Source organism: Vibrio sp. 10N.261.55.A10 (assembly GCF_041470825.1).
Lineage (GTDB): Bacteria > Pseudomonadota > Gammaproteobacteria > Enterobacterales > Vibrionaceae > Vibrio > Vibrio crassostreae_C.
The window spans coordinates 1-18,980 of the sequence record NZ_JBFRNC010000031.1 but is presented as its reverse complement, the minus strand read 5'-3'; the positions used below and the strand labels follow the sequence as shown (position 1 = coordinate 18,980).

Here is an 18,980-nt window from a genome sequence, read left to right as displayed (position 1 = left end):
ATATATTAAGAGTTTCTTATAGATATCTCAAACGCTAGAGGTAAAAAAGCGTTAGTTTATCGTCAAAAGTCGATAGCTATAGCTCGTTCGCTTGAATTTTGACCAGGCTTTGAGTCCATACAAAAACACCGCCCTATTGAGCGGTGTGTTATTTAAAGTCTTTGTTTATCTTTGCTAATTCAGATGACTAGAACGGATACCAAAATAACTGCGGCTCTAGAATGCGTTTCGCAATGGCTAACACCACGATAAAAGCGATGACACTTAAACAAACAAAATCGATACGTTTCAAAGGTGCATAGCTATACCAAGTGCGTGCTTTGTGTCGACCAAAACCTCGTAATGTCATTGCGTTAGAGATCTCGTCTGCGCGGTCCAAGCTAGAGAAAATGAGCGGGCCTAGAACCTTAGCTACATTTTTGATTCGAGTAATTAGGGGCGCTTTCTTTGAGAGCTCTACACCACGAGCTTGCTGTGCATGCATGATATTGATGAAGTCTTTTTTAACTTCTGGCAAGTAACGCAGTGTTAAGCTGACCGCATAGGCGATCTTGTAGGGAACACCGATACGGTTGAGGCTCGCTGCAAACTCAGTTGGATGCGTTGTGAAGACAAAAATCAACGCTATCGGGAACATGCTCATGTATTTGAGCGTCACAGTAACCAAGTAAAACAGAGTCTCTTGGCTCAACGAGTAGTTACCCGGCAATGTCAGCAATAAGGTTTCGCTGCCGATGAGCTCAGTACCTTGCTGTGGAGCCAGTAGGTACATGAACAGAGCATTTAGGCTTAATACACTCGCCGTTCCTAATAACAAAGGCTTGTACACGCGTACAGGCACATTGGTCAGCTTTAGCAGGTATAAACCAGTCACAATAAGCAGTGCAATCAATCTTAGGTCGAACGTAGTTAAGACCACGGTTACCCAAGCTAAGAAGAGCGCAAATTTGGTGATGCCGTTAAGTGCATGAAGCGGTGATTTTGTATCAATGTAATTGATGCCGAATTTTACTTTTGATGCGTTCATTGAGCGCTTCTCTCGTAGTCGATGAAGTACTGCATAAACGCATTGGTGTCGTCGATTTTCATCATAGTGGCGAGTTCATAAATGCTGGTGGTACAAAGATTTGCACGTTCTAGAAGTGATGGCTGACTGAATACTTCCGTCATCGCGGCATTGGCAATCAGCTTGCTGTCAGCAATGACAATTGAGCGTGTGGTGTACTCTAGAACAAGGTGCATGTCGTGTGAAATGATCACGACGGTGATACCTAACTCGCGGTTAAGCTTTTGGATAAACGCCAGCATTGAGGTGTAGTTGCGGTAATCTTGACCCGCTGTTGGCTCATCCAAGATAAGAAGCTCTGGCTCCAGCACCAAAATAGAAGCGATGGTTACTCGTTTTTTCTGACCGTAGCTCAGTGCTTCGATCGGCCAGTGGCGGAACTTACTCAGCCCACACAACTCAAGAGCATGCTCTACTTTTTCTGTGATCAGCTCTTCTGCAATGTTGCGGTTACGAAGACCAAAAGCAATCTCATCAAAAATCATATGATGCGAGATCATATGATTTGGGTTCTGCATCACGACACCGACTTTCTGGCTTCTTTCAAAGATAGAAAGCTCAGATAGGTCTTCACCATTTAGATAGGAAGAGCCTGAATCGGCATCGATCACACCCATGATGAGTTTAGTGATGGTAGATTTGCCTGAACCGTTTTTGCCTAAGATTGAAACGAACTCACCCTTACCAATCTTAAAGCTGACATCTTCGAGAGCGTTCTTTTCACCATCGTAAGAGTAAGTCAGGCCGTGGACCTCAAGCAAAGGTTGGTACTGCTTCTCGGCAACTGGAGTCGGGCGCTCTGCAAACCAAGCCTGAACCGCAGGGCGGAATCTTTTGTAATCGAGAGCTTTGAGGTTTGATAGCTTATCTTCACTGGTCAAAGGTGCTTTCGCTGCCTTCAGAGCAGATAAATAAAGTGGTTCACGAATACCGTGTGTTTCAAGCAGTTCAGAAGCTAAGATTTCATCGGGTGTCATGTCCGCGACAATTTCACCGCGCTCCATCAAGATCACTCGATCGATATCGCGATGTAGTACATCTTCAAGGCGATGCTCGATGATGACTATAGTCTTGTTGGTTTCTTTATGCAGTTGGTCGATGATTTCGATAGTCGCTTTACCCGTTTTCGGGTCAAGGCTAGCCAAAGGTTCATCAAACAACAGGATGTCAACGTCATCAACTAAGATGCCCGCTAATGACACGCGTTGTTTCTGGCCGCCGGATAAATCATGTGGCGAGCGATCAAGCATATCTGCTAAGTCGACCATTTTTGCTGTCGACTTAACCAGAGGGTACATATCAATGTTCGACACTAACTGATTTTCCAGTGCGAATGCGATGTCTTCGCCAATACTCAAACCGACAAATTGGCTATCAGTATCTTGTAATACTGTGCCAACCTGCTCGGTATAGTCGTGCATAGAAAAATCAGAAATGTTCTTACCGTTGATCTCTAGAGAGCCAGTCACCTCACCTTTGATAGCATGAGGAATCAGACCGTTAAGGCATTGACCTAGGGTAGATTTACCACTACCGCTTGGTCCAATAATGACGATTTTCTCTCCTTTCTCTATCCTTAGATTGATATTTTTTAGCGTCGGTTTATCCAGCGACTCATATCTAAAAGAGAAGTTCGAAAATGCTATAGTCATTATCGCTTATGCCTCAGTCAGGTTACGGCTTTGTTTGTTGCGTTTAGCGACTGATTTTAGGATCAGTAAGCCAACAACAGCGATCAGAACGGTGTTACCCGCAGCAATGATAGAGAGTTGAGTGAAGACTTTAGTAAACGGTTCTGCATAAAGGATGGTATCTAGGAATGCAGAGCAGCCGTAACCAACCACATTACCGGCAAGGGCAAGTACCACAAACAGCGCGAAGTCCTTCATAGGCAACTCACCTTGCTGAAGGCGGTTCTTGGTCAACATCGGGAATAAGCCGATAACCATGCCTACGATACCTGAGCCTAAAACCCAAGTTAACCACACACCCCAGCCTGCGAACAGATCCGTTACCCAGTGACCGATAAAGCCAACTAAGAAGCCAACAATAGGGCCGAACAAAACAGAAAACAGTGCTAGAACTGCCATCGCTGGTTTCAATGTCGTGTTCGCAAACACTGGGACACCAAACATAGGTAAACCACCAATGCCGTACAGTGCCGCGCCAATGGCAATAACGACCACTGTTTTAGCTGAAAAGTTCATAGATAACCTCGAATACTGAAAGATAAAGCTTAATAAAGAACGAATATTCACCATTATTAATATGCGTCTCAATGAGAACGTTTTTTGGGCAAATATAAAAAATAAGGCGCGCATTATACAGTAGAACGCTTCCATAAGGGAAGGTAAGTGTCTAGATGTCTAAAATTCCATCTGAACACTTAAATATCGTGTAAAAAGCGCAATTTTACGGTTAATCAAGCAACAAAAAAGCCAGAGCGAGTCTGGCTTTTCATGCGTCTTAACAATGTGTTAAGCGGGTTCGTCACGTACCTTTGACCGTTTAGTGGTCTAGGTATAGATAGTTTTGCCAACTCTTCATGCGAATAAGGACCTTGCGCATGATTGAAACGTGGGTGAAGCTGTCAGAATAAACGGCAACTTCAACCGCGGTACCCATAGGTAAATGGTAGTCAGACAGGTCATCAGTGATGGTCATTTTAGCAAATACGCGTCCATTAGTACGAAGTGCATTGGTACCAATAAGTGTCCCGCGCGCTTGAATTTGACTCTCACCAATAGCTGGGATTATTTCATCAATGCGTCCTTTGAAAATCTTGCCTGGTAGTGCTCTGAATAAAAATTCAGCTTCGAAACCAGGATGCAGTCGTTGCAATGAGTTTTGTCTGAATGCTGCGATGTAGTATTTTTCTTCCGTATGGACAAATGTCATGACAGGAGCAAGAGGTAGCGGTACAGCCATTACGCCTGGACGCAGTGCTAGTTGTGTAACATATCCATCCGTTGGTGCTCTCACGACCGTTTGGTCAAGGTTGAATTGAGCCTTACGTAAGTCTGCAAGTAATCCTGCCACTGCGGTGTTCTCGCCACCAATTTCAGAATTTAGAGCGATCTGAGCTTGTTGTTGACTTGCTTCTGCTACTTTTACTGCTGCTTCCGATGCCTTATAAGCTTGTCTACGAGTATCCAATTGTTGTTCGGTAAACGCACCACTTTCAAAGCCACGCTTATAACGAGAAAATTCGCGTTGCGCTTTGTCTCTTTCTGCAATCGCTTTGATTTTAGCAGCTTCAGCTTCAGCAACTTGAGATTCAAGCCCAAGTGCTCCTTGGCTTGCTTCTTTTACTTTCGCTTCGAGCTTAGCGACTTCTGCTTCAAAAGGGATAGGGTCAATTTTAAAGAGGATGTCTCCTTTCTTTAAAGGAGAATTCGCCTCAACAGGAACCTCAATGACTTTACCTCTAACGCCTGAAACAATTGGAGTCGTTGAGTAAACTTGGTTGCCAAGTTGTGTGAAAGGATGGTTGTAGTTCATTAATAGGATCAATGTTCCTACGATGACCACACCACCGAGCACTGCGGTAGGCACTGTCCATTTGTTTAGTGGGATATTAAATACTTTGAAAATAGTGATACAAAGTGCCGCGTAGGTCATTATCAGTAGTAAATCCATTACTTAGCCTCCTGATCTTGAACGTTGTTTGACTCTTTTTTTGTGCTGCTTTGTTTAGTATTTGCTTGTTTGAGCTGTGCGATCTCTTCTTGAAGGGTGCTAACTTGATCGATTAAAACATCCACTCGGTGATGAATATCGTGCTGCTCTTCTTCGAGTTTTTCGAAGCCCCAGCCTCGGTCTTTCCGCCATAATGTTGCCCAAATCCATAGAAAGGGCCAAATTGTGTGCAAAGTGAATAGGCTAACCCAGCCTGAGACGTGAATTGCGTCTTGGTGAGGATGATTACGTTCTTTGGCTATTTCATAAGGGATATCGTGAATAACGATGATGCCGTAAAAGATGACTAGAGCAACGAAAATGAGTAAGCCGAGTGCAAAGTAGTCTAAAAACATAACAGATCCTTGTAATGTTAGATGTTAGTTATAAATATAGTACGCTATCATCCAAGTAATTGTTATAAAAATGATTTACTGAGTTATAAATAATGAGTGTTCGCTTCTAATGTGAGCAAAACCATTGACGAATCTTATAAAATCTCATCGCGTTTGAAGAGGCTATTTCGGCTTTCTGGTTGGTATTTTAGCTGAAATGATGACAGCTACGATTCTAAATGACGTGCACAACCACAAAGGATAAACACGGATGTATATAGGTGAATTGGCGGCTATTGGTGCTGCGATTGTGTGGGCGTGTGCGACATGGATTTATGGACAGTTTGGTCATCGCTTCTCTGCGATGCAATTGAACATTGTTAAGGGTGTAGTGGCGTCAGGGATGATGTTGCTGGTGATGCCTCTTATTCCGATGCCGGAGTTTGAACTGAGTACCAACCATTTTCTGATATTGGCAATTTCAGGTGTGATTGGCATTGCGATTGGAGATAGCGCCTATTTTGCGGCGTTGAAAAGAATCGGTGCCAATAAGACGCTGTTACTGGAATCTTTAGCCCCGCCTCTTTCTGGTGTGCTGGCATTAATGTTCCTGGGCGCTGTATTGACAGTGCAAAGTTGGCTCGGTGTCGTGATTACAACACTAGCGGTGACCTTCGTTGTCTTCCAGCCATCAAAATCGGCGAGCGGTGAATCGAATAACAAAGCGCAGTGGGGTGGCATTGGTTATGGGCTTGTGGCGAGTGTCTGTCAGGCATCTGGTGTGGTTATTTCTCATTACGCGTTAGTGGCGGGTGATATCCCACCATTGTTAGGTGCTTTGATTCGCCTGACGATTGGCGTGTTTGCTGTGATGCTGATTATCCCTTTCGTTGAAAAGAAGCCGTATTCATCGATAAAAAGAGATTTATGGGAAATGACCAAGCTCGATAAACTGTGGTTACTAGGAGCAATCTTTGTCGGGACGTTTCTCGCTCTATGGCTTCAACAAGTGGCGTTGAAGAATGCTAACCCTGCGATTGCACAAACGTTGATAGCGACCAGCCCGGTCTTTATTTTGGTGATTTATGCGCTGAAAGGGGAGAAGGTGTCAAAGCAAAGTATCATAGGCACACTTGCCGCCCTTGCTGGTATTTCTCTGTTCTTTTATCAATAAGCAGTTGGCTAAGCTACAGAGCTATATGCCACTACTCTGTACACACTTGATTACGGCCGTTGGCTTTAGCTCGGTATAGCGCTTTATCCGCACGGTAGAAGGTGCGTTGAGTATTCTCTCCGTCACGATGCAAAGTGATACCAATACTCACGGTCAAACCACGCTCCCCAAGTATTTCATGCCATCCAAATTGGAAGATGCGCTCTCGATAATTTTCAGAGTGCATTTCTGCCTTCGGAAGATCAGTGTTCTCTAGAATGACGAGGAACTCTTCTCCACCAAATCTGACACATGACGCGCCTCTAAACTTAAAGTATGAACGTAGCTCTTGAGACACACTAACAATCGCTTTATCGCCCACTAAGTGACTCAGTTCATCATTGATAGACTTGAAGTGGTCAATATCAATAACCATCAGTGCGAAAGAGGTATCGTGCAACAGCATGTCTTTCAATTTCACATCTAACCAGCGACGGTTGTGTAACCCTGTCAATGGATCGGTGAATACGTCTTGTTGAAGCTGAGCAACCGCATTCTTGTGTTGTTCCGTTGTCTCTTTCAGCTCTTTGTTCTCTTGTTCAGAGAGAATGAGTTTAAGTTGTAATTCAAAACGGGACAGGCGGCGTAGCTGGCTTGCACCGAGTTCACTGATCGGGATCTGCTTCATCAGATCGGTTTCAATTCGGTAGCCTTTTTTCTCATAGCTTAGCGCTTCTTGAAAACGCCCTTGATTCATACACACATCACTCAGCGAATCGTAGAATCGTTTTGCAAGTACTGGCGACGAGTAGGCTTTCACGCGTTTGTCTGTGCTCGACAAAATCATGCTCGCGTAGTCTTGCTTGCCGGTTGCACTTAGGCAATGTGCGAGCTCTAGACGAGTCATGGTTGCAAGCCAGCTTGCTTGAGTGCTGTTGGCTGGGTATTGAACCTTAGACAGACAGCGTAGCGCTTCATGGTGTTTTTTCTTAGCGCGCAGCACCTTTGCTTGGTAAAGCAGTATTTGAGCTGTGAGCAACTTGTCACTGACCAAAATACTCAGTTCTTCGCACTCATTCAGTAAATCGCTGGCTGCTGTAATGCGATTGAGTAGAAGTAGGCTTGCTACCATATGCAGCTTGAATTTGAGGCGAAGTGAGCGACTGCTTATCGCATGGTCTATGCTGCTGATTTTTTGGTAGTAACGAAGTGCTCTGTTGTGATCGCCATAGGAATCACACAGGTTGCCCATGCCTAAAATAGCTAATACATACTCATCGATATGACCGTGTTCAACCGCGATAGTCGATGAACTGACGAATTCATTGAGTGCTGAGGTGTAATCACCAGTTTCAACTAAGCGGTCACTTAAACTGGTTTTGACTGTCAGAATATCTTCGATATCGGCAGGAAGGTGGAGCAGATCGAGTGCTCGTCTCAACTCTTCGATACTGGTTTGATTTTGTTGTAACTCGGCACGGTATTCAGAGCTAATGATATAGCAGTGCGCTTGCTCTGTTTGCGTCGTCGAAACGTGCTGACGAATGTGGTTCCAGAAGATGATCGCTTCTTCACCTGATACTGATGAAGGGTCTAAACCGGCGTCTGTGATCTTGCTTAATAGAGTTTCCATTATTCTATTACCTCAGCATCGTCTTCTTCGAGTTGTTCAAGCGTGAACGGGAACGTCAAAATATCATTGAGGCTGACGCTTGGTTTCGAACCTTTTAATCCTTTTCTATGCCATGGATAGATATCGAGCATGGTGCTGAGAGTTTGGAAGGTTTGTTCTGCGGCTTCTCCTTTCTCGGAAAGCATAAGAGCCACACGTTCAGAACTTAGCCTTGCGATGAAGTCATTCTGGTTACATAAAGCATGAGCAATCTCGGTACAGATATCTAAATAATTAGTATCGACATGATGGAACATAATGATGCTGTGGTTCGAGCGTTTAAGCTCTGTCTTGAACAGCACCAATTTTTCCCACCAAAAGGTTTCAGAGACAACATAAGAGAGGTGCTTCTCAGGGTCGTACTCGTGTTGACCGCGAATACGGTTAATCAGTTTTCGTGCTCTCTGTTCAAGCTGGCGTTTTGAACTGCGTGCTTTGTCCAAACCGACACGTGTCGTTTGCTCTTTGAGCATGCCGATAGAATATTGACGGTACTTTTTAAAGGCGACGAGCGCGGCTTGGAAGTCTTGGTTTTCTTCCGCCACCAAGGATTGTTGGTAACAGATTTGGCTCAGCAACTCGCCATTATCGAACTCGTTTGCGGATTGTTCTGCGAGCCTCAGTAATTCCGCCGCTTGTTCTGGTCTTTTTCTCAGGAGCTCCAATCTAGCTCGGCTGATGTATGAGTGCGCCTTCATCCAAACTAGGTTGTGTTCAACTGCCAGATTGTGCGCTTTGGCCGTGGCGCGCTCCGCGTCATCTAAGCGTTCAAGACCAAGTAGGGCAAGGCCTCGAAAGTCCCATACCTCTGCATGCCAAGTGTTATCTTTATGGTCTTTTAATGCTTCTTCTGCACCGTCCAATACCGACAGCATTTCAACATAGTTGTTGAGCAGGTAGTAATCCCACGCAAGCAGTATTCTGGCTTTACCCTCTAACCAACCAATGCGGCTGTTGTTAGCAACTTTAACGGCAAGCTGGTGGGTAGAACGTGCAAGTTTATATTCGTGGGTCATCCGCCAAATATTGCCAAGGCCAATGAGGCATTCAATTTGAATTTCGACTTCATCAACCAACGCGGACTGCTCTAAAGCATTGATCCAGAACTGTTGGGCGGAATAGTACTTGGCTTGTCCCCAGAACTGGAGCGCGTGTAAATGGAGGATTTCAGGGAGAAAAAGGTCGGTATCTAATCGGCTTTGGCGCTTGTAGGCTTCCTTGATGTATTTTAAACCTTTTTGGTAATCCATCAGGTTCCAGCTACATCTTGCCATTAACATTAATGACTGGATGGAACCCTCTTCAAACAGAACTTGCTCTGATCGGACTAGGCACTGTTGGGCAATCTCTAGGATCACCGATGGCTCAGAGTCGACACGAGTTTTGAGTTTTTCTAATTCTGTTTCAAGAAGGTACTGATTTTTGTCCAAGACTTACATCCATGATTATCGAACATATTGATAACACAATCATTATAAGAGTGTAATTTGAGATAAGCACCAATTATCTTTCGTAGAGCGTCAAAGGAACATCGATCTTTTCTAATTATGGGTGTTACCTCATGTTGTCGCTTTAAAATCAATGAGTTCCCGAATAATTACCTAGAGGCTTTGTTGCTATGAAAGTAGTTGCTTTAGAGTTAATGGCAGCTCCCCTACGCCTAAGCGTTGTGCTGCCGTGAGCCCTTGCTTATCTTGGTAGCACAGATTGTGCCAAGCTCTAAATATGTCGAGCAATGGAAGAATGCCCCCAGGACGAAGCTTACGTCTGGGCTCATTAATAAAGCTATCAAATAACAACTGAAAGCGCTGTTGATAGAACTTAGTTTGTTGAATTGAGGCTGTGTTAAACCACTGTTTTGGTTCTGGATTGTTACCGGTTAGGTAGCAGATACCTTTCTGGTTATCACCCTGATTGGCAATAGCCCAGCGATCTCGCCACCAACTCATGTGAACGATGTCGATCTTTTCAAAACTTTGGTCGTCTTGCCAGCCTGAATCTTCTTCGACATACATGAGGTCAATATTTTGACTCTGAATGCGCGGCAAACATACACTTAAAGCGGCAGATCTTAGTAATGGATCTTGTGGCATATAGATGGCGACATGCTTGTCTTCGTTACACATATCCAACACATGTAAGAAGTGAGCATAAGAGGTATAAGGCGGTCGAATGAGAGCGCCTTTTGAAGGGTAACTAAATGTGGTGAGGTTACCCATAGGGTCCTCAACGTTACCTCTCGCAAGAATCACTTGGTACTGCTGTTCAATGCGCTCTTTTAGTTTGTCAGAGGGCTGAGGCAGTTCGAGATTTGCTTCTGAAGAGTGCTCTTTGGATACAAATCGTGCCACATCATCATAAGGGTTATGGTCGACGTTTCCTGATGGTTCTTCATTTTGAGAGTAGTTAACGTGTTGGCAAAGTATATAGCCAGAATGCGCCTCGCCCGTCGCTATCCACACCACACCGTTGTTACTTTGTGGTTGCAGACGCTGGTAGTGAGATGCGAACTCGTAATCTTTCGCATGGTTAACCCATCGTGCATCGATCATCGCTAATTTACGACGACAACGGCTCGCGATATGGTCAACATGATCATAGAAAGTCTTTGGGTTGATCTCTAATTTTCGGCAGATTTCACGTACGGAATAGCCCATGAACAGTAAGCCCATGAGGTTCTCTTGAAATTGGAGTTTTTTATTGGATCCAGACCATTTATCAACGAAGGTTGTTTGGCAGTCTTTGCATCGATAACGCTGCCTGTCGCCACTGTAGCCGAAGGCATGATAAAGATGTTTATGGGTATGAACCGATAAGCCGAAGTTATCGCAATCATCATTACGACAAGCAGGGAGCCCGTCGCTGTGAAGTTGTCTTAGGCGATGAAGTTCGCTTAACACTTCACGATTGTTAAGTAAGGGGGGGAAAGCTCCACATTCACGACAAACCATCGCTGGACGCTTAGGGTTCGCGTGTTGCAAAACATACCGTTTTGCATCGCTCAAGCCAAAGTTGTCACACGCCAATGTTTTACAAAAGTTGAGTTGCAAACCATCCGCATCTTTTGGCAGCTTGTCGTTAGACACGATCTCCCCCTCGGGATTATTTGAGCAGCCAAGCGAGCCTGGCTGCGGGGTAACGCTTTTCAATGTATCTTTTATCAAATCGTTAGATGTTGATTGCTGTCTCTAGAGCAACTTTCATCATGTCGTTGAAAGACTTTTGACGCTCTTCAGAACTTAGTTTTTCACCACGGATGATGTGGTCAGATACTGTTAGGATAGTTAGTGCTTTAGCACCAAGGTCTGCAGCAACGCCGTAGATACCAGCCGCTTCCATATCAACACCTAGGATGCCTAGCTTTTCCATTTTTTCGAAAAGGTCAGCTTCTGGAGTGTAGAAAAGGTCTGCAGAGAATACGTTACCAACTTTAACTGGAACTTCTTGTGCACGAGCTTGGTTTACTGCTTCTTCTAGAAGACCGAAATCAGCGATAGCAGCGAAGTCGTGGTTGTTGAAACGAATGCGGTTTACTTTTGAGTCAGTAGATGCACCCATGCCGATAACAACGTCCATTAGTTTAACGTCGTCACGTACCGCGCCACAGCTACCTACACGAATAACGTTTTTCACGCCGAACTCAGCGATTAGCTCGTGTACGTAGATGCAGCATGATGGGATACCCATACCGTGGCCCATTACAGAAACTTTCTTACCTTTGTAAGTGCCTGTGTAGCCAAACATGTTGCGAACGTCACAAACTTGCTTCACGTCATCAAGGAATGTTTCTGCAATGTATTTTGCGCGAAGCGGGTCGCCCGGCATAAGTACTGTTTCTGCGAAATCACCAGCTTGAGCATTAATATGAGGTGTAGCCATGGTCGTTCTCCAAAGTTTAAACGGTAATTATAGGAACAGGATTTAATCAATTACCGATTCTGTTGAATTGAATTCGTTTTGTTGAGGCAATATTAGCGAGTTAGAACATGGCTCCATGAGACTTTAGTCACAAAATAGGTCTGCCATTATAGTTTTATTAATATTGATAACCAAATATGTTGAAAGCGTAAAGGCAATCGATTTTGTATGGGTAAATTGCAAGTGAATGAGAAGAAAAGGCTTACATATAAACTTGTTGCCTATTAGTTTCGAGACAACAATACGTTGTAGAGACGTTTGATCAGAGATAATCTAAACTTTGATAAAAGACAAACCAAGGATTTGTATGTCGTATTGCGTTAACTCGACGCCTTTGCAGTCAATGAAAACACGACTCCACAGGGCGGCGTCGTTTGTTGTAAGAACTACTTTGCTTGCCAGCGGGATAGCTTCATCGTGGGTGTCTGCTGCAACCTTTGAATTGCCACCAACGGAAAGCCGCATTGTGGGCAGAATCCAGCAGCATGAAGTGGCGGCGGGCGAAACCTTGGCCATCATTGCCAAGCAATACGATATTGGTTTTCTCTCTTTAATGGCAGCCAACAAAGGGGTGGATCCTTTTCTTCCCGCGGAAGGCTATGTGTTAAGCATTCCAAGCCGCTTGATTTTGCCTGACACCCCAAGAAAGGGGATTGTCATCAATCTTGCTGAGTTAAGGTTGTATTACTTTGAGCCTGAGAAAAATCAGGTGCATGTTTTCCCTGTCGGCATCGGTCGAGTGGGGCGTGATACTCCCGAGATGATCACCAAGATAAGCCAAAAAAGACCGAATCCAACATGGACGCCACCAAATTCAATCCGCAACGAGTATCTTGAAAAGGGCATTGAATTACCGAGAGTGGTTCCTGCCGGGCCGGAAAATCCATTGGGAGAGTACGCTTTGAGGCTTGCTTATGGCGCTGGCGACTATTTGATCCATGGTACAAACAAAGATTTCGGGATAGGTTTACGAGTTAGCTCTGGTTGTATCCGAATGGAACCTAAAGACATTGAGTGGCTGTTTGAGCAAGTGAACCGTGGTGAACAGGTCACCATTATCAATGAGCCGATTAAGGTGTCATTAGAGCCTGATAGAAGTGTGTTTGTAGAAGCGCACGAGCCATTAACTCGAAGTGATGGTTCAAAGAAATCATTACAGATCCCTGTGGAACTAAAATGGTGGCTTGAAGACGCAGAACTGCCAAATTCAAAGGCGAAAGCGGTTATCTTTGCTCAAAACGGCGTACCTGTAGAGATAGCACCACCTGTGATTGAGTTTTAATTCGATTGCCTCTTCTGCAACAAGGGGCGGTTTTATCTTGTTTACTCGCATTAGTGTCACCCAAAAAAAGCACCACATCCGATAAGAAGTGGTGCTGTCTATATACTGCTTTTTGCGACTTATTTAATCTACAGCTTAATCGCGATTAGATCTCAAACTACTTAGTGTAAGACTCAGCGATGTTGTCGATGCGTTCGTTAGCACGATCCGCTTCTTCTTTCGCTGCCATAGCGGCTGCTTCTGCTTCTTGAGCCTTCATTTCTGCGGCTGCTTTGTCACTCTTAAGTGCTTCAACTTCGCTTGTAAGTTGAGCCACTTGGTTAGTTAGTTGATCCATTTCTGACACTGCAGCTTCTTCTGGTTCTGAAGAACAACCGGCTAAAATGAAAACTGATGCTGCAGCTGCGATTAACGTCTTATTCATAAGAACTCCTTGCTTATTTATCATCAAAAGATGCGCTATACATTCTTTATCATATAGTCGCTTCATTAATGATTGTAGCGACTAATTTTTTAACTGCAAAAACAATAACTAAAGAAATTGCTAAATTTTTGAGTTAATTAGCTAAGTATCACGTTGTGTCTCATTTATGAGATGAAGGATTTAGAGACGACTTGAAGGTGTTTTTGGAGAGCTATCCCTTTGCTAGCAATGCATACGTTGTTCTAGCTAAAGATAGATAAAGGGATAAATTTACTGTGATCTCTATCCTTATAAAGTACTTTCGCGGTATCATGTCACGTTAAATTAATTTTATTCAATACCATCATGACTGGAGAGTCCTTTGCACTTTAAAGATTTAGGCTTAGATAACCGCTTACTGAAGAACTTAAAACATTACGACTTCAAGAAGGCGACAGAGATCCAATCAAAAGCGATCCCTGTTGCTATTGCTGGTAAGGATCTATTGGCTTCATCAAAAACGGGATCAGGAAAAACATTGGCGTTTGTGTTGCCAATGATACATAAAGCATTAAAAACAAAAGCGTTTTCTGCTAAAGATCCTCGTGGTGTAATTTTGGCTCCTACTCGTGAGCTAGCGAAGCAAGTTTACGGCGAACTGCGTAGCATGCTTGGTGGTCTGTCTTATGAAGCGGCGCTTATCTTAGGTGGTGAGAACTTTAACGACCAAGTTAAAGCACTGCGTAAGTACCCTCGTTTTATCGTTGCGACTCCAGGCCGTCTTGCTGACCACCTAGAACATCGTTCATTGTTCCTAGATGGTGTTGAAACGCTAATCCTTGATGAAGCGGACCGTATGCTTGATCTGGGTTTCGCTCCAGAACTTCGTCGCATTGCCAATGCAGCTAAACACCGTCGTCGTCAAACGTTGATGTTCTCTGCAACGTTAGATCACGCTGAAGTAAATGGCATTGCAAATGAAATGCTAGACGCACCTAAGCGTATCTCTGTTGGTGTTTCTAACGAGCAACACTTAGATATCACACAGAAATTCTACTTATGTGATCACCTAGATCACAAAGAAGCGATTTTAGACCGTGTACTGGAAGAAGCTGAATACCGTCAGGTAATGATCTTCACAGCAACACGCGCTGATACTGACCGTTTAACAGATAAGTTGAACGAGAAGAAGCTTAAAGCGGTAGCACTGAGTGGTAACCTAAACCAAACGCAACGTAATGCTATTATGAGCCAGTTCGAGCGTGCGGTTTACAAGATCTTGGTAACTACCGATGTTGCTTCACGTGGTATTGATATTCCAAACGTGAGCCACGTTATCAACTTTGATATGCCTAAGCATACGGAAGAGTACGTGCACCGTGTAGGTCGTACTGGCCGTGCGGGTAACAAAGGCGATGCGATTTCTTTGGTTGGTCCAAAAGACTGGGACAGCTTCAAGCGTGTTGAACTTTACCTTCAACAAGATTTGACCTTCTCTGTACTTGAAGGCCTAAAAGGTAAATTCAAAGGCATTAAGCCACGTAAACCTGCGTTTGCTAAAGGCGGTCCTGCTAAGAAGAAGACCAACACTCAAGCGAAGAAAACGCCGAAGAAACCAGTTAAGCGCGATAAGAGCTTCCACCAAAATGTGGCCGTGGGTGATACCGTGTTTATCCCTAAGAAGAAAGTCGCACCAAAAGTGGACGACGAGTAATCACCAGCCAGTTTTAAAGCGTTTGCTAGTAAAACTGACATAAATAAAAACCGCCAATATTAGGCGGTTTTTTTGTATCTCGACCTTGGCTCAGCCATTACTTTTCGATATTTAGTTAGAAATTGAACGTCGAGAACGAATACGCCAAGATGTGGTCGGCAATGTATTTATGAGTAGCTGTAGTTGGGTGTGTCACGCCCCAAAATACATAACTGTCTGAACCATAGGTCGCACAGTCATTGGTTAAGCTGTGGCTTCGCAAGTAGTCCGCGGCTGAGCTTCGATTGATATTAAGACAAGCATCACTCGCGTTTCGAAAGCCATGTTGTTCTGGGTTATCGGTAATGCTGGCGAACAACGCACTTGCATCGAACAACACCACGTTTTTCCCCATACCTTGGTAATACTCGGCTTGAGCTTTGATGAACTGGTTGAATTCTAAGATCTTGCCACGAACTTTTATTATCTCTTGTTCGGTAGAGTATTTGAATTGAGGGGCTTTGGTTGCATCGGGTAAGGTGAACAGCAGGATATTGTTCGCACCAGATTCTGTTAAGCGGATCAGCGCGCTGCTAAAGTCAGCCTTTACATCGGCGACTTCTCGGTTGTAATTCATGAAGTCATTGAGGCCAAACTCTAAAGTAAACAGTGAGTTTTCCGGACGATAGTTTTTGGCGACTTTCATGTAGGTCAGATAAGAGGTGACTTGATCATAAACACCAGTCAATGCCACGTATTGGTTGGTACCTGCGGCGCCACCCACAGCCCAGTTATACAGAGGGACATCTTTCGCTTTTGCTAAATACTCCGTCCAGACTAAACCATTCGAAAAGTGCCCTAAAAACCACGAATCTGCGTTCGGAAAAACCCATTGTGAGCCATTAAATAGATTACCAGTGTCGGACAGGCTATCACCAAAGGTGACAATACGATTGATGCTACTGGCTTGAAAAGCGTTGTCGTTGGTCCAGATTGAGTGGTTGTAAGAGAAGCGATTATCTGCGGCAAAGTAGGTGATGTCAGCGGCGTCATGTTGGATGTCGAGCGTCTGTTCGCAACGTTGTTTAATTTCCGATTGCGGGGCATCGCTGTAGAACATGTTTTTGAATGAAACGGAAGACCACCAATATCCGTTGATCGTGTAGTAATCACCATTCTCTTTCTTTGCCCACTTCCAGTCGGTGGCTGGGGAGTCATGAGAGGCATCGGTTCGATACCAACATCTAACATATGAATAGGTCTCTGAGCCTTGTGCACTGAGTACTTGTGCAGATGTAATCGATTCAGGTGTTGGTATTGAGTCTTCAGCGGCATAAGCGCCAAAAGGCAGGGCTAACGTGAGTATTAAAGCCGTATTTTTCATCACTGTATTCTCTTTTATATTTAGATGAGCCAAACAGAAACGCTGTTGCTTGATAAGTGGATAAGTGGATAAGTGGATAAGTAAATAACTGGTACGACCTATATCTAAAATCAATAATTAGCGTCAATACATTCAGGGTTGTGGTGTGTCGTTAATGGAATAAGCATCAAGTTATCAACGAGTTTTGGTTGAAAAATACCTGTTTCCAAACGGTTATTTGTCGAATAATTTTGGTTTATTGAGAATGTTGAATTGATATTTGAGTCGGGATATTGAAAGAACAATCTCATCAACCTTAGTTAAATGTTAATTTAATCAATTGCTTATGTTTTGTTCTCCTGATTCTGTTTGCCTGATGTTCATCGCACCTGTTTAATTCAAGTTCGCCATCACAAATATGAAGTCGTTACTTTCTGTTTTATAAAATCATCATCTACGGTTCTTTTACTCATCAGAGGTCTAATCTGTTTAAGGAAAGAGCATTGAAAAAGATATTAATTTGGACGATAGCCTGCCTATCCAGTTTTGGCGTATATGCCGGAACGAGCGCATCAGCATTAGAAGCCAGCGGATACACTGAAACGAAATACCCCATTATGTTGGTACATGGTCTGTTTGGTTTCGATACATTAGCGGGCGTTGACTATTTCTATGGCGTACCTGAATCCCTAACCAAAGATGGCGCGAACGTATATGTCGCTCAGGTCTCTGCAACCAACAGTTCAGAGGTCCGTGGTGAACAGTTACTCAGCCAAGTTGAAACGCTGTTAGCTGCAACAGGAGCAAGTAAGGTGAATCTGGTTGGTCATAGCCACGGTGGGCCTACGGCTCGTTATGTTGCGTCAGTTCGACCTGATCTTGTTGCTTCAGTGACCAGTATTGGCGGTGTGCATAAAGGTTCTAAGGTCGCTGATCTCGTTCGAGGGAACGTATCTGAAGGCTCTGTCACAGAAGGTATCGCGGTTAAATTAGCAGGTGGATTAACGACACTGATTAACCTTTTATCTGGTGGAACGGATCTCGACCAAGACGGCCTCGCTTCTCTTGAAGCATTGACCACAGAAGGCTCGCTAGCCTTCAACCAGTTTTACCCTGAGGGCGTTCCGACGTCTGAGTGTGGCGATGGTGAGTGGCAAGCAAGTAACGGCGTTTATTACTATTCATGGACAGGGTCTTCCACTTTTACCAACCTTCTTGATCCTACCGACGGAGCGATGACAATCCTAGGCTTAGCCTTCAACGAACCTAATGATGGCTTAGTAGGAGCATGCAGCGCGCATTTGGGCAAAGTGATTGGTGATGATTACAAAATGAACCACCTAGATGAGATTAATGGGTTATTGGGAATTCACCACTTGTTTGAGACAGATCCTGTAACTCTATATCGTCAGCATGCCAATCGATTGAAGTTGGCTGGCTTGTAGTCTGCAAAGCCGTTTAACAAGAAAACAAGGGAAGTATGATGAAAAAGACCGCCATTTTGTCGATAACCACGATAGCCCTGATGAGCACAGCGGCGGTCTTTTTATATCTAAATAATCAAGATACACATACTGACGACGAACAACGCGTCTCCTCATTGAAAGTCACCTCTCAGCAAGATACCGACATCGATAACGCATCAGCAAAAGACATGATGGAATATTTCGTGTCAGGTAATGCAGAATTAACCCTTGAAGATATTCGAGACAACGTGGCGAAACACCACGAACAAGCATCAACAACCGTGGTTGATGAAGCACTGTTTGCCAAATATCTTGAGTATAAGTCGGCACTGACATCGTTGGACGTGCAGTTCGGTACCACATCCATTTCCGCTGATGATCTACGTGCACTCAATCAAGCGCTCCTTGACCTCCAAGCTCAGTTTTTCAGTGAGAGCGAGATAAGTATTCTGTTTACGCACGACAACAGAATGAGAGAAATCGCCTTAGAAAAGTTACTTCTGAAACAGGAGGGATTAGAGGATGAAGAATACCAACAAAGACTCGAATCCTATCTATCTGAGCAACCTGATTATGTTCAGTCGAGTCACCAGAATCAGGTGTTACTCCAACAGCTCTCTAGCTCTGAAGGTCTCGATGAACAGGGTAAATACTTAAAGAGAAGCGAACTTGTCGGTGAAGAAGCAACCCAGAGACTTGAAGTACTTGATAAACAAAGAGCGGCCTTTGAAGACTCGTTAGAGGTCTACTTCGCAGAACGAAATGATGTCTTGAAAGATTCATTCCTATCAAAAACCGAACAACAAGAGAAGATTGCGCAACTTAGGACTGAACATTTCCTACCAGAACAGCTTAGAAGGGTAGAAGCGATTGAAAGAATTCGAGCGGCTGAATCTCGCCAGTAGTGTCTAAAAGCGAAAAACCAGCCATGATGAAGTGACCCCGTAAAGT

Annotated in this window: 16 protein-coding genes; 5 read left to right on the top strand and 11 right to left on the bottom strand. The window is 44.1% G+C overall.

Annotation, left to right across the window (positions count from 1 at the left end):
* Nucleotides 1-187: 187 nt before the first annotated feature.
* The 5 genes from AB4274_RS10725 to AB4274_RS10705 all read right to left on the bottom strand — a co-directional run bounded on the left by AB4274_RS10725 (nt 188) and on the right by AB4274_RS10705 (nt 5,100).
* Nucleotides 188-1,027, bottom strand: coding sequence for an energy-coupling factor transporter transmembrane protein EcfT (locus AB4274_RS10725; protein WP_048609820.1), 840 nt, complete (start codon nt 1,025-1,027; stop codon nt 188-190).
* On the bottom strand, nt 1,024-2,718 hold the full coding sequence (locus tag AB4274_RS10720) for an ABC transporter ATP-binding protein (protein WP_372111993.1): 1,695 nt from the start codon (nt 2,716-2,718) through the stop codon (nt 1,024-1,026). The genes AB4274_RS10725 and AB4274_RS10720 overlap by 4 nt, the downstream gene beginning before the upstream one ends.
* Before the next feature lie 6 nt (nt 2,719-2,724).
* Nucleotides 2,725-3,273, bottom strand: coding sequence for an ECF-type riboflavin transporter substrate-binding protein (locus AB4274_RS10715; RefSeq protein WP_017066579.1), 549 nt, complete (start codon nt 3,271-3,273; stop codon nt 2,725-2,727).
* 301 nt (nt 3,274-3,574) lie between these two features.
* On the bottom strand, nt 3,575-4,705 hold the full coding sequence (locus tag AB4274_RS10710) for an HlyD family secretion protein (RefSeq protein ID WP_017061874.1): 1,131 nt from the start codon (nt 4,703-4,705) through the stop codon (nt 3,575-3,577).
* Nucleotides 4,705-5,100, bottom strand: coding sequence for a DUF3302 domain-containing protein (locus AB4274_RS10705; protein ID WP_017061875.1), 396 nt, complete (start codon nt 5,098-5,100; stop codon nt 4,705-4,707). The genes AB4274_RS10710 and AB4274_RS10705 overlap by 1 nt, the downstream gene beginning before the upstream one ends.
* Nucleotides 5,101-5,350: 250 nt before the next feature.
* Here AB4274_RS10705 and AB4274_RS10700 point away from each other — a divergent pair, with 250 nt between their 5' ends.
* A complete protein-coding gene (locus AB4274_RS10700; RefSeq protein WP_017061876.1) occupies nt 5,351-6,253 on the top strand; it encodes a DMT family transporter in 903 nt (300 codons plus the stop codon).
* Between the two features lie 31 nt (nt 6,254-6,284).
* Here AB4274_RS10700 and AB4274_RS10695 read toward each other — a convergent pair whose 3' ends face one another.
* The 4 genes from AB4274_RS10695 to deoD all read right to left on the bottom strand — a co-directional run bounded on the left by AB4274_RS10695 (nt 6,285) and on the right by deoD (nt 11,783).
* On the bottom strand, nt 6,285-7,865 hold the full coding sequence (locus AB4274_RS10695; protein ID WP_017072413.1) for a GGDEF domain-containing protein: 1,581 nt from the start codon (nt 7,863-7,865) through the stop codon (nt 6,285-6,287).
* Nucleotides 7,865-9,334, bottom strand: coding sequence for a hypothetical protein (locus tag AB4274_RS10690; RefSeq protein WP_372111991.1), 1,470 nt, complete (start codon nt 9,332-9,334; stop codon nt 7,865-7,867). The genes AB4274_RS10695 and AB4274_RS10690 overlap by 1 nt, the downstream gene beginning before the upstream one ends.
* Before the next feature lie 186 nt (nt 9,335-9,520).
* On the bottom strand, nt 9,521-10,990 hold the full coding sequence (locus AB4274_RS10685) for a lactate dehydrogenase (protein WP_017061879.1): 1,470 nt from the start codon (nt 10,988-10,990) through the stop codon (nt 9,521-9,523).
* Nucleotides 10,991-11,072: 82 nt separating this feature from the next.
* Nucleotides 11,073-11,783 carry a purine-nucleoside phosphorylase gene (deoD, locus tag AB4274_RS10680; RefSeq protein WP_017061880.1) on the bottom strand — a complete coding sequence of 237 codons (711 nt, stop codon included), beginning with the start codon at nt 11,781-11,783 and terminating at the stop codon, nt 11,073-11,075.
* 346 nt (nt 11,784-12,129) lie between these two features.
* Between deoD and AB4274_RS10675 the strand changes: the two genes are divergently transcribed.
* Nucleotides 12,130-13,104 (top strand): L,D-transpeptidase family protein, encoded by a 975-nt coding sequence (locus AB4274_RS10675; RefSeq protein WP_372111989.1) that lies wholly within the window; start codon nt 12,130-12,132, stop codon nt 13,102-13,104.
* Between the two features lie 157 nt (nt 13,105-13,261).
* Here the strand turns inward: AB4274_RS10675 and AB4274_RS10670 are convergent, their stop codons facing one another.
* Entirely contained in the window at nt 13,262-13,528 is a 267-nt protein-coding gene (locus AB4274_RS10670) for an Lpp/OprI family alanine-zipper lipoprotein (protein WP_017061882.1), read from the bottom strand.
* Between the two features lie 361 nt (nt 13,529-13,889).
* Between AB4274_RS10670 and AB4274_RS10665 the strand changes: the two genes are divergently transcribed.
* Nucleotides 13,890-15,221, top strand: coding sequence for a DEAD/DEAH box helicase (locus tag AB4274_RS10665; RefSeq protein ID WP_017061883.1), 1,332 nt, complete (start codon nt 13,890-13,892; stop codon nt 15,219-15,221).
* A gap of 115 nt (nt 15,222-15,336) precedes the next feature.
* Here the strand turns inward: AB4274_RS10665 and AB4274_RS10660 are convergent, their stop codons facing one another.
* Nucleotides 15,337-16,584, bottom strand: a complete 1,248-nt coding sequence (locus tag AB4274_RS10660) for an SGNH/GDSL hydrolase family protein (RefSeq protein WP_372074510.1) — start codon at nt 16,582-16,584, stop codon at nt 15,337-15,339.
* 482 nt (nt 16,585-17,066) lie between these two features.
* Here AB4274_RS10660 and AB4274_RS10655 point away from each other — a divergent pair, with 482 nt between their 5' ends.
* Nucleotides 17,067-18,008, top strand: a complete 942-nt coding sequence (locus AB4274_RS10655; RefSeq protein WP_050547032.1) for a triacylglycerol lipase — start codon at nt 17,067-17,069, stop codon at nt 18,006-18,008.
* A 38-nt stretch (nt 18,009-18,046) separates the two neighbouring features.
* Nucleotides 18,047-18,934 carry a lipase secretion chaperone gene (locus AB4274_RS10650; RefSeq protein WP_372111987.1) on the top strand — a complete coding sequence of 296 codons (888 nt, stop codon included), beginning with the start codon at nt 18,047-18,049 and terminating at the stop codon, nt 18,932-18,934.
* Nucleotides 18,935-18,980: the final 46 nt, after the last annotated feature.

Bases quoted from the DNA above. Each gene is read 5' to 3' on its own strand.
- AB4274_RS10705 (WP_017061875.1), bottom strand. From the start codon at position 5,100: ATGTTTTTAGACTACTTTGCACTCGGCTTACTCATTTTCGTTGCTCTA.
- AB4274_RS10720 (WP_372111993.1), bottom strand. From the start codon at position 2,718: ATGACTATAGCATTTTCGAACTTCTCTTTTAGATATGAGTCGCTGGAT.
- deoD (WP_017061880.1), bottom strand. From the start codon at position 11,783: ATGGCTACACCTCATATTAATGCTCAAGCTGGTGATTTCGCAGAAACA.
- AB4274_RS10675 (WP_372111989.1), top strand. From the start codon at position 12,130: ATGTCGTATTGCGTTAACTCGACGCCTTTGCAGTCAATGAAAACACGA.
- AB4274_RS10695 (WP_017072413.1), bottom strand. From the start codon at position 7,865: ATGGAAACTCTATTAAGCAAGATCACAGACGCCGGTTTAGACCCTTCA.
- AB4274_RS10670 (WP_017061882.1), bottom strand. From the start codon at position 13,528: ATGAATAAGACGTTAATCGCAGCTGCAGCATCAGTTTTCATTTTAGCC.
- AB4274_RS10660 (WP_372074510.1), bottom strand. From the start codon at position 16,584: ATGAAAAATACGGCTTTAATACTCACGTTAGCCCTGCCTTTTGGCGCT.
- AB4274_RS10650 (WP_372111987.1), top strand. From the start codon at position 18,047: ATGAAAAAGACCGCCATTTTGTCGATAACCACGATAGCCCTGATGAGC.
- AB4274_RS10715 (WP_017066579.1), bottom strand. From the start codon at position 3,273: ATGAACTTTTCAGCTAAAACAGTGGTCGTTATTGCCATTGGCGCGGCA.
- AB4274_RS10710 (WP_017061874.1), bottom strand. From the start codon at position 4,705: ATGGATTTACTACTGATAATGACCTACGCGGCACTTTGTATCACTATT.
- AB4274_RS10700 (WP_017061876.1), top strand. From the start codon at position 5,351: ATGTATATAGGTGAATTGGCGGCTATTGGTGCTGCGATTGTGTGGGCG.
- AB4274_RS10725 (WP_048609820.1), bottom strand. From the start codon at position 1,027: ATGAACGCATCAAAAGTAAAATTCGGCATCAATTACATTGATACAAAA.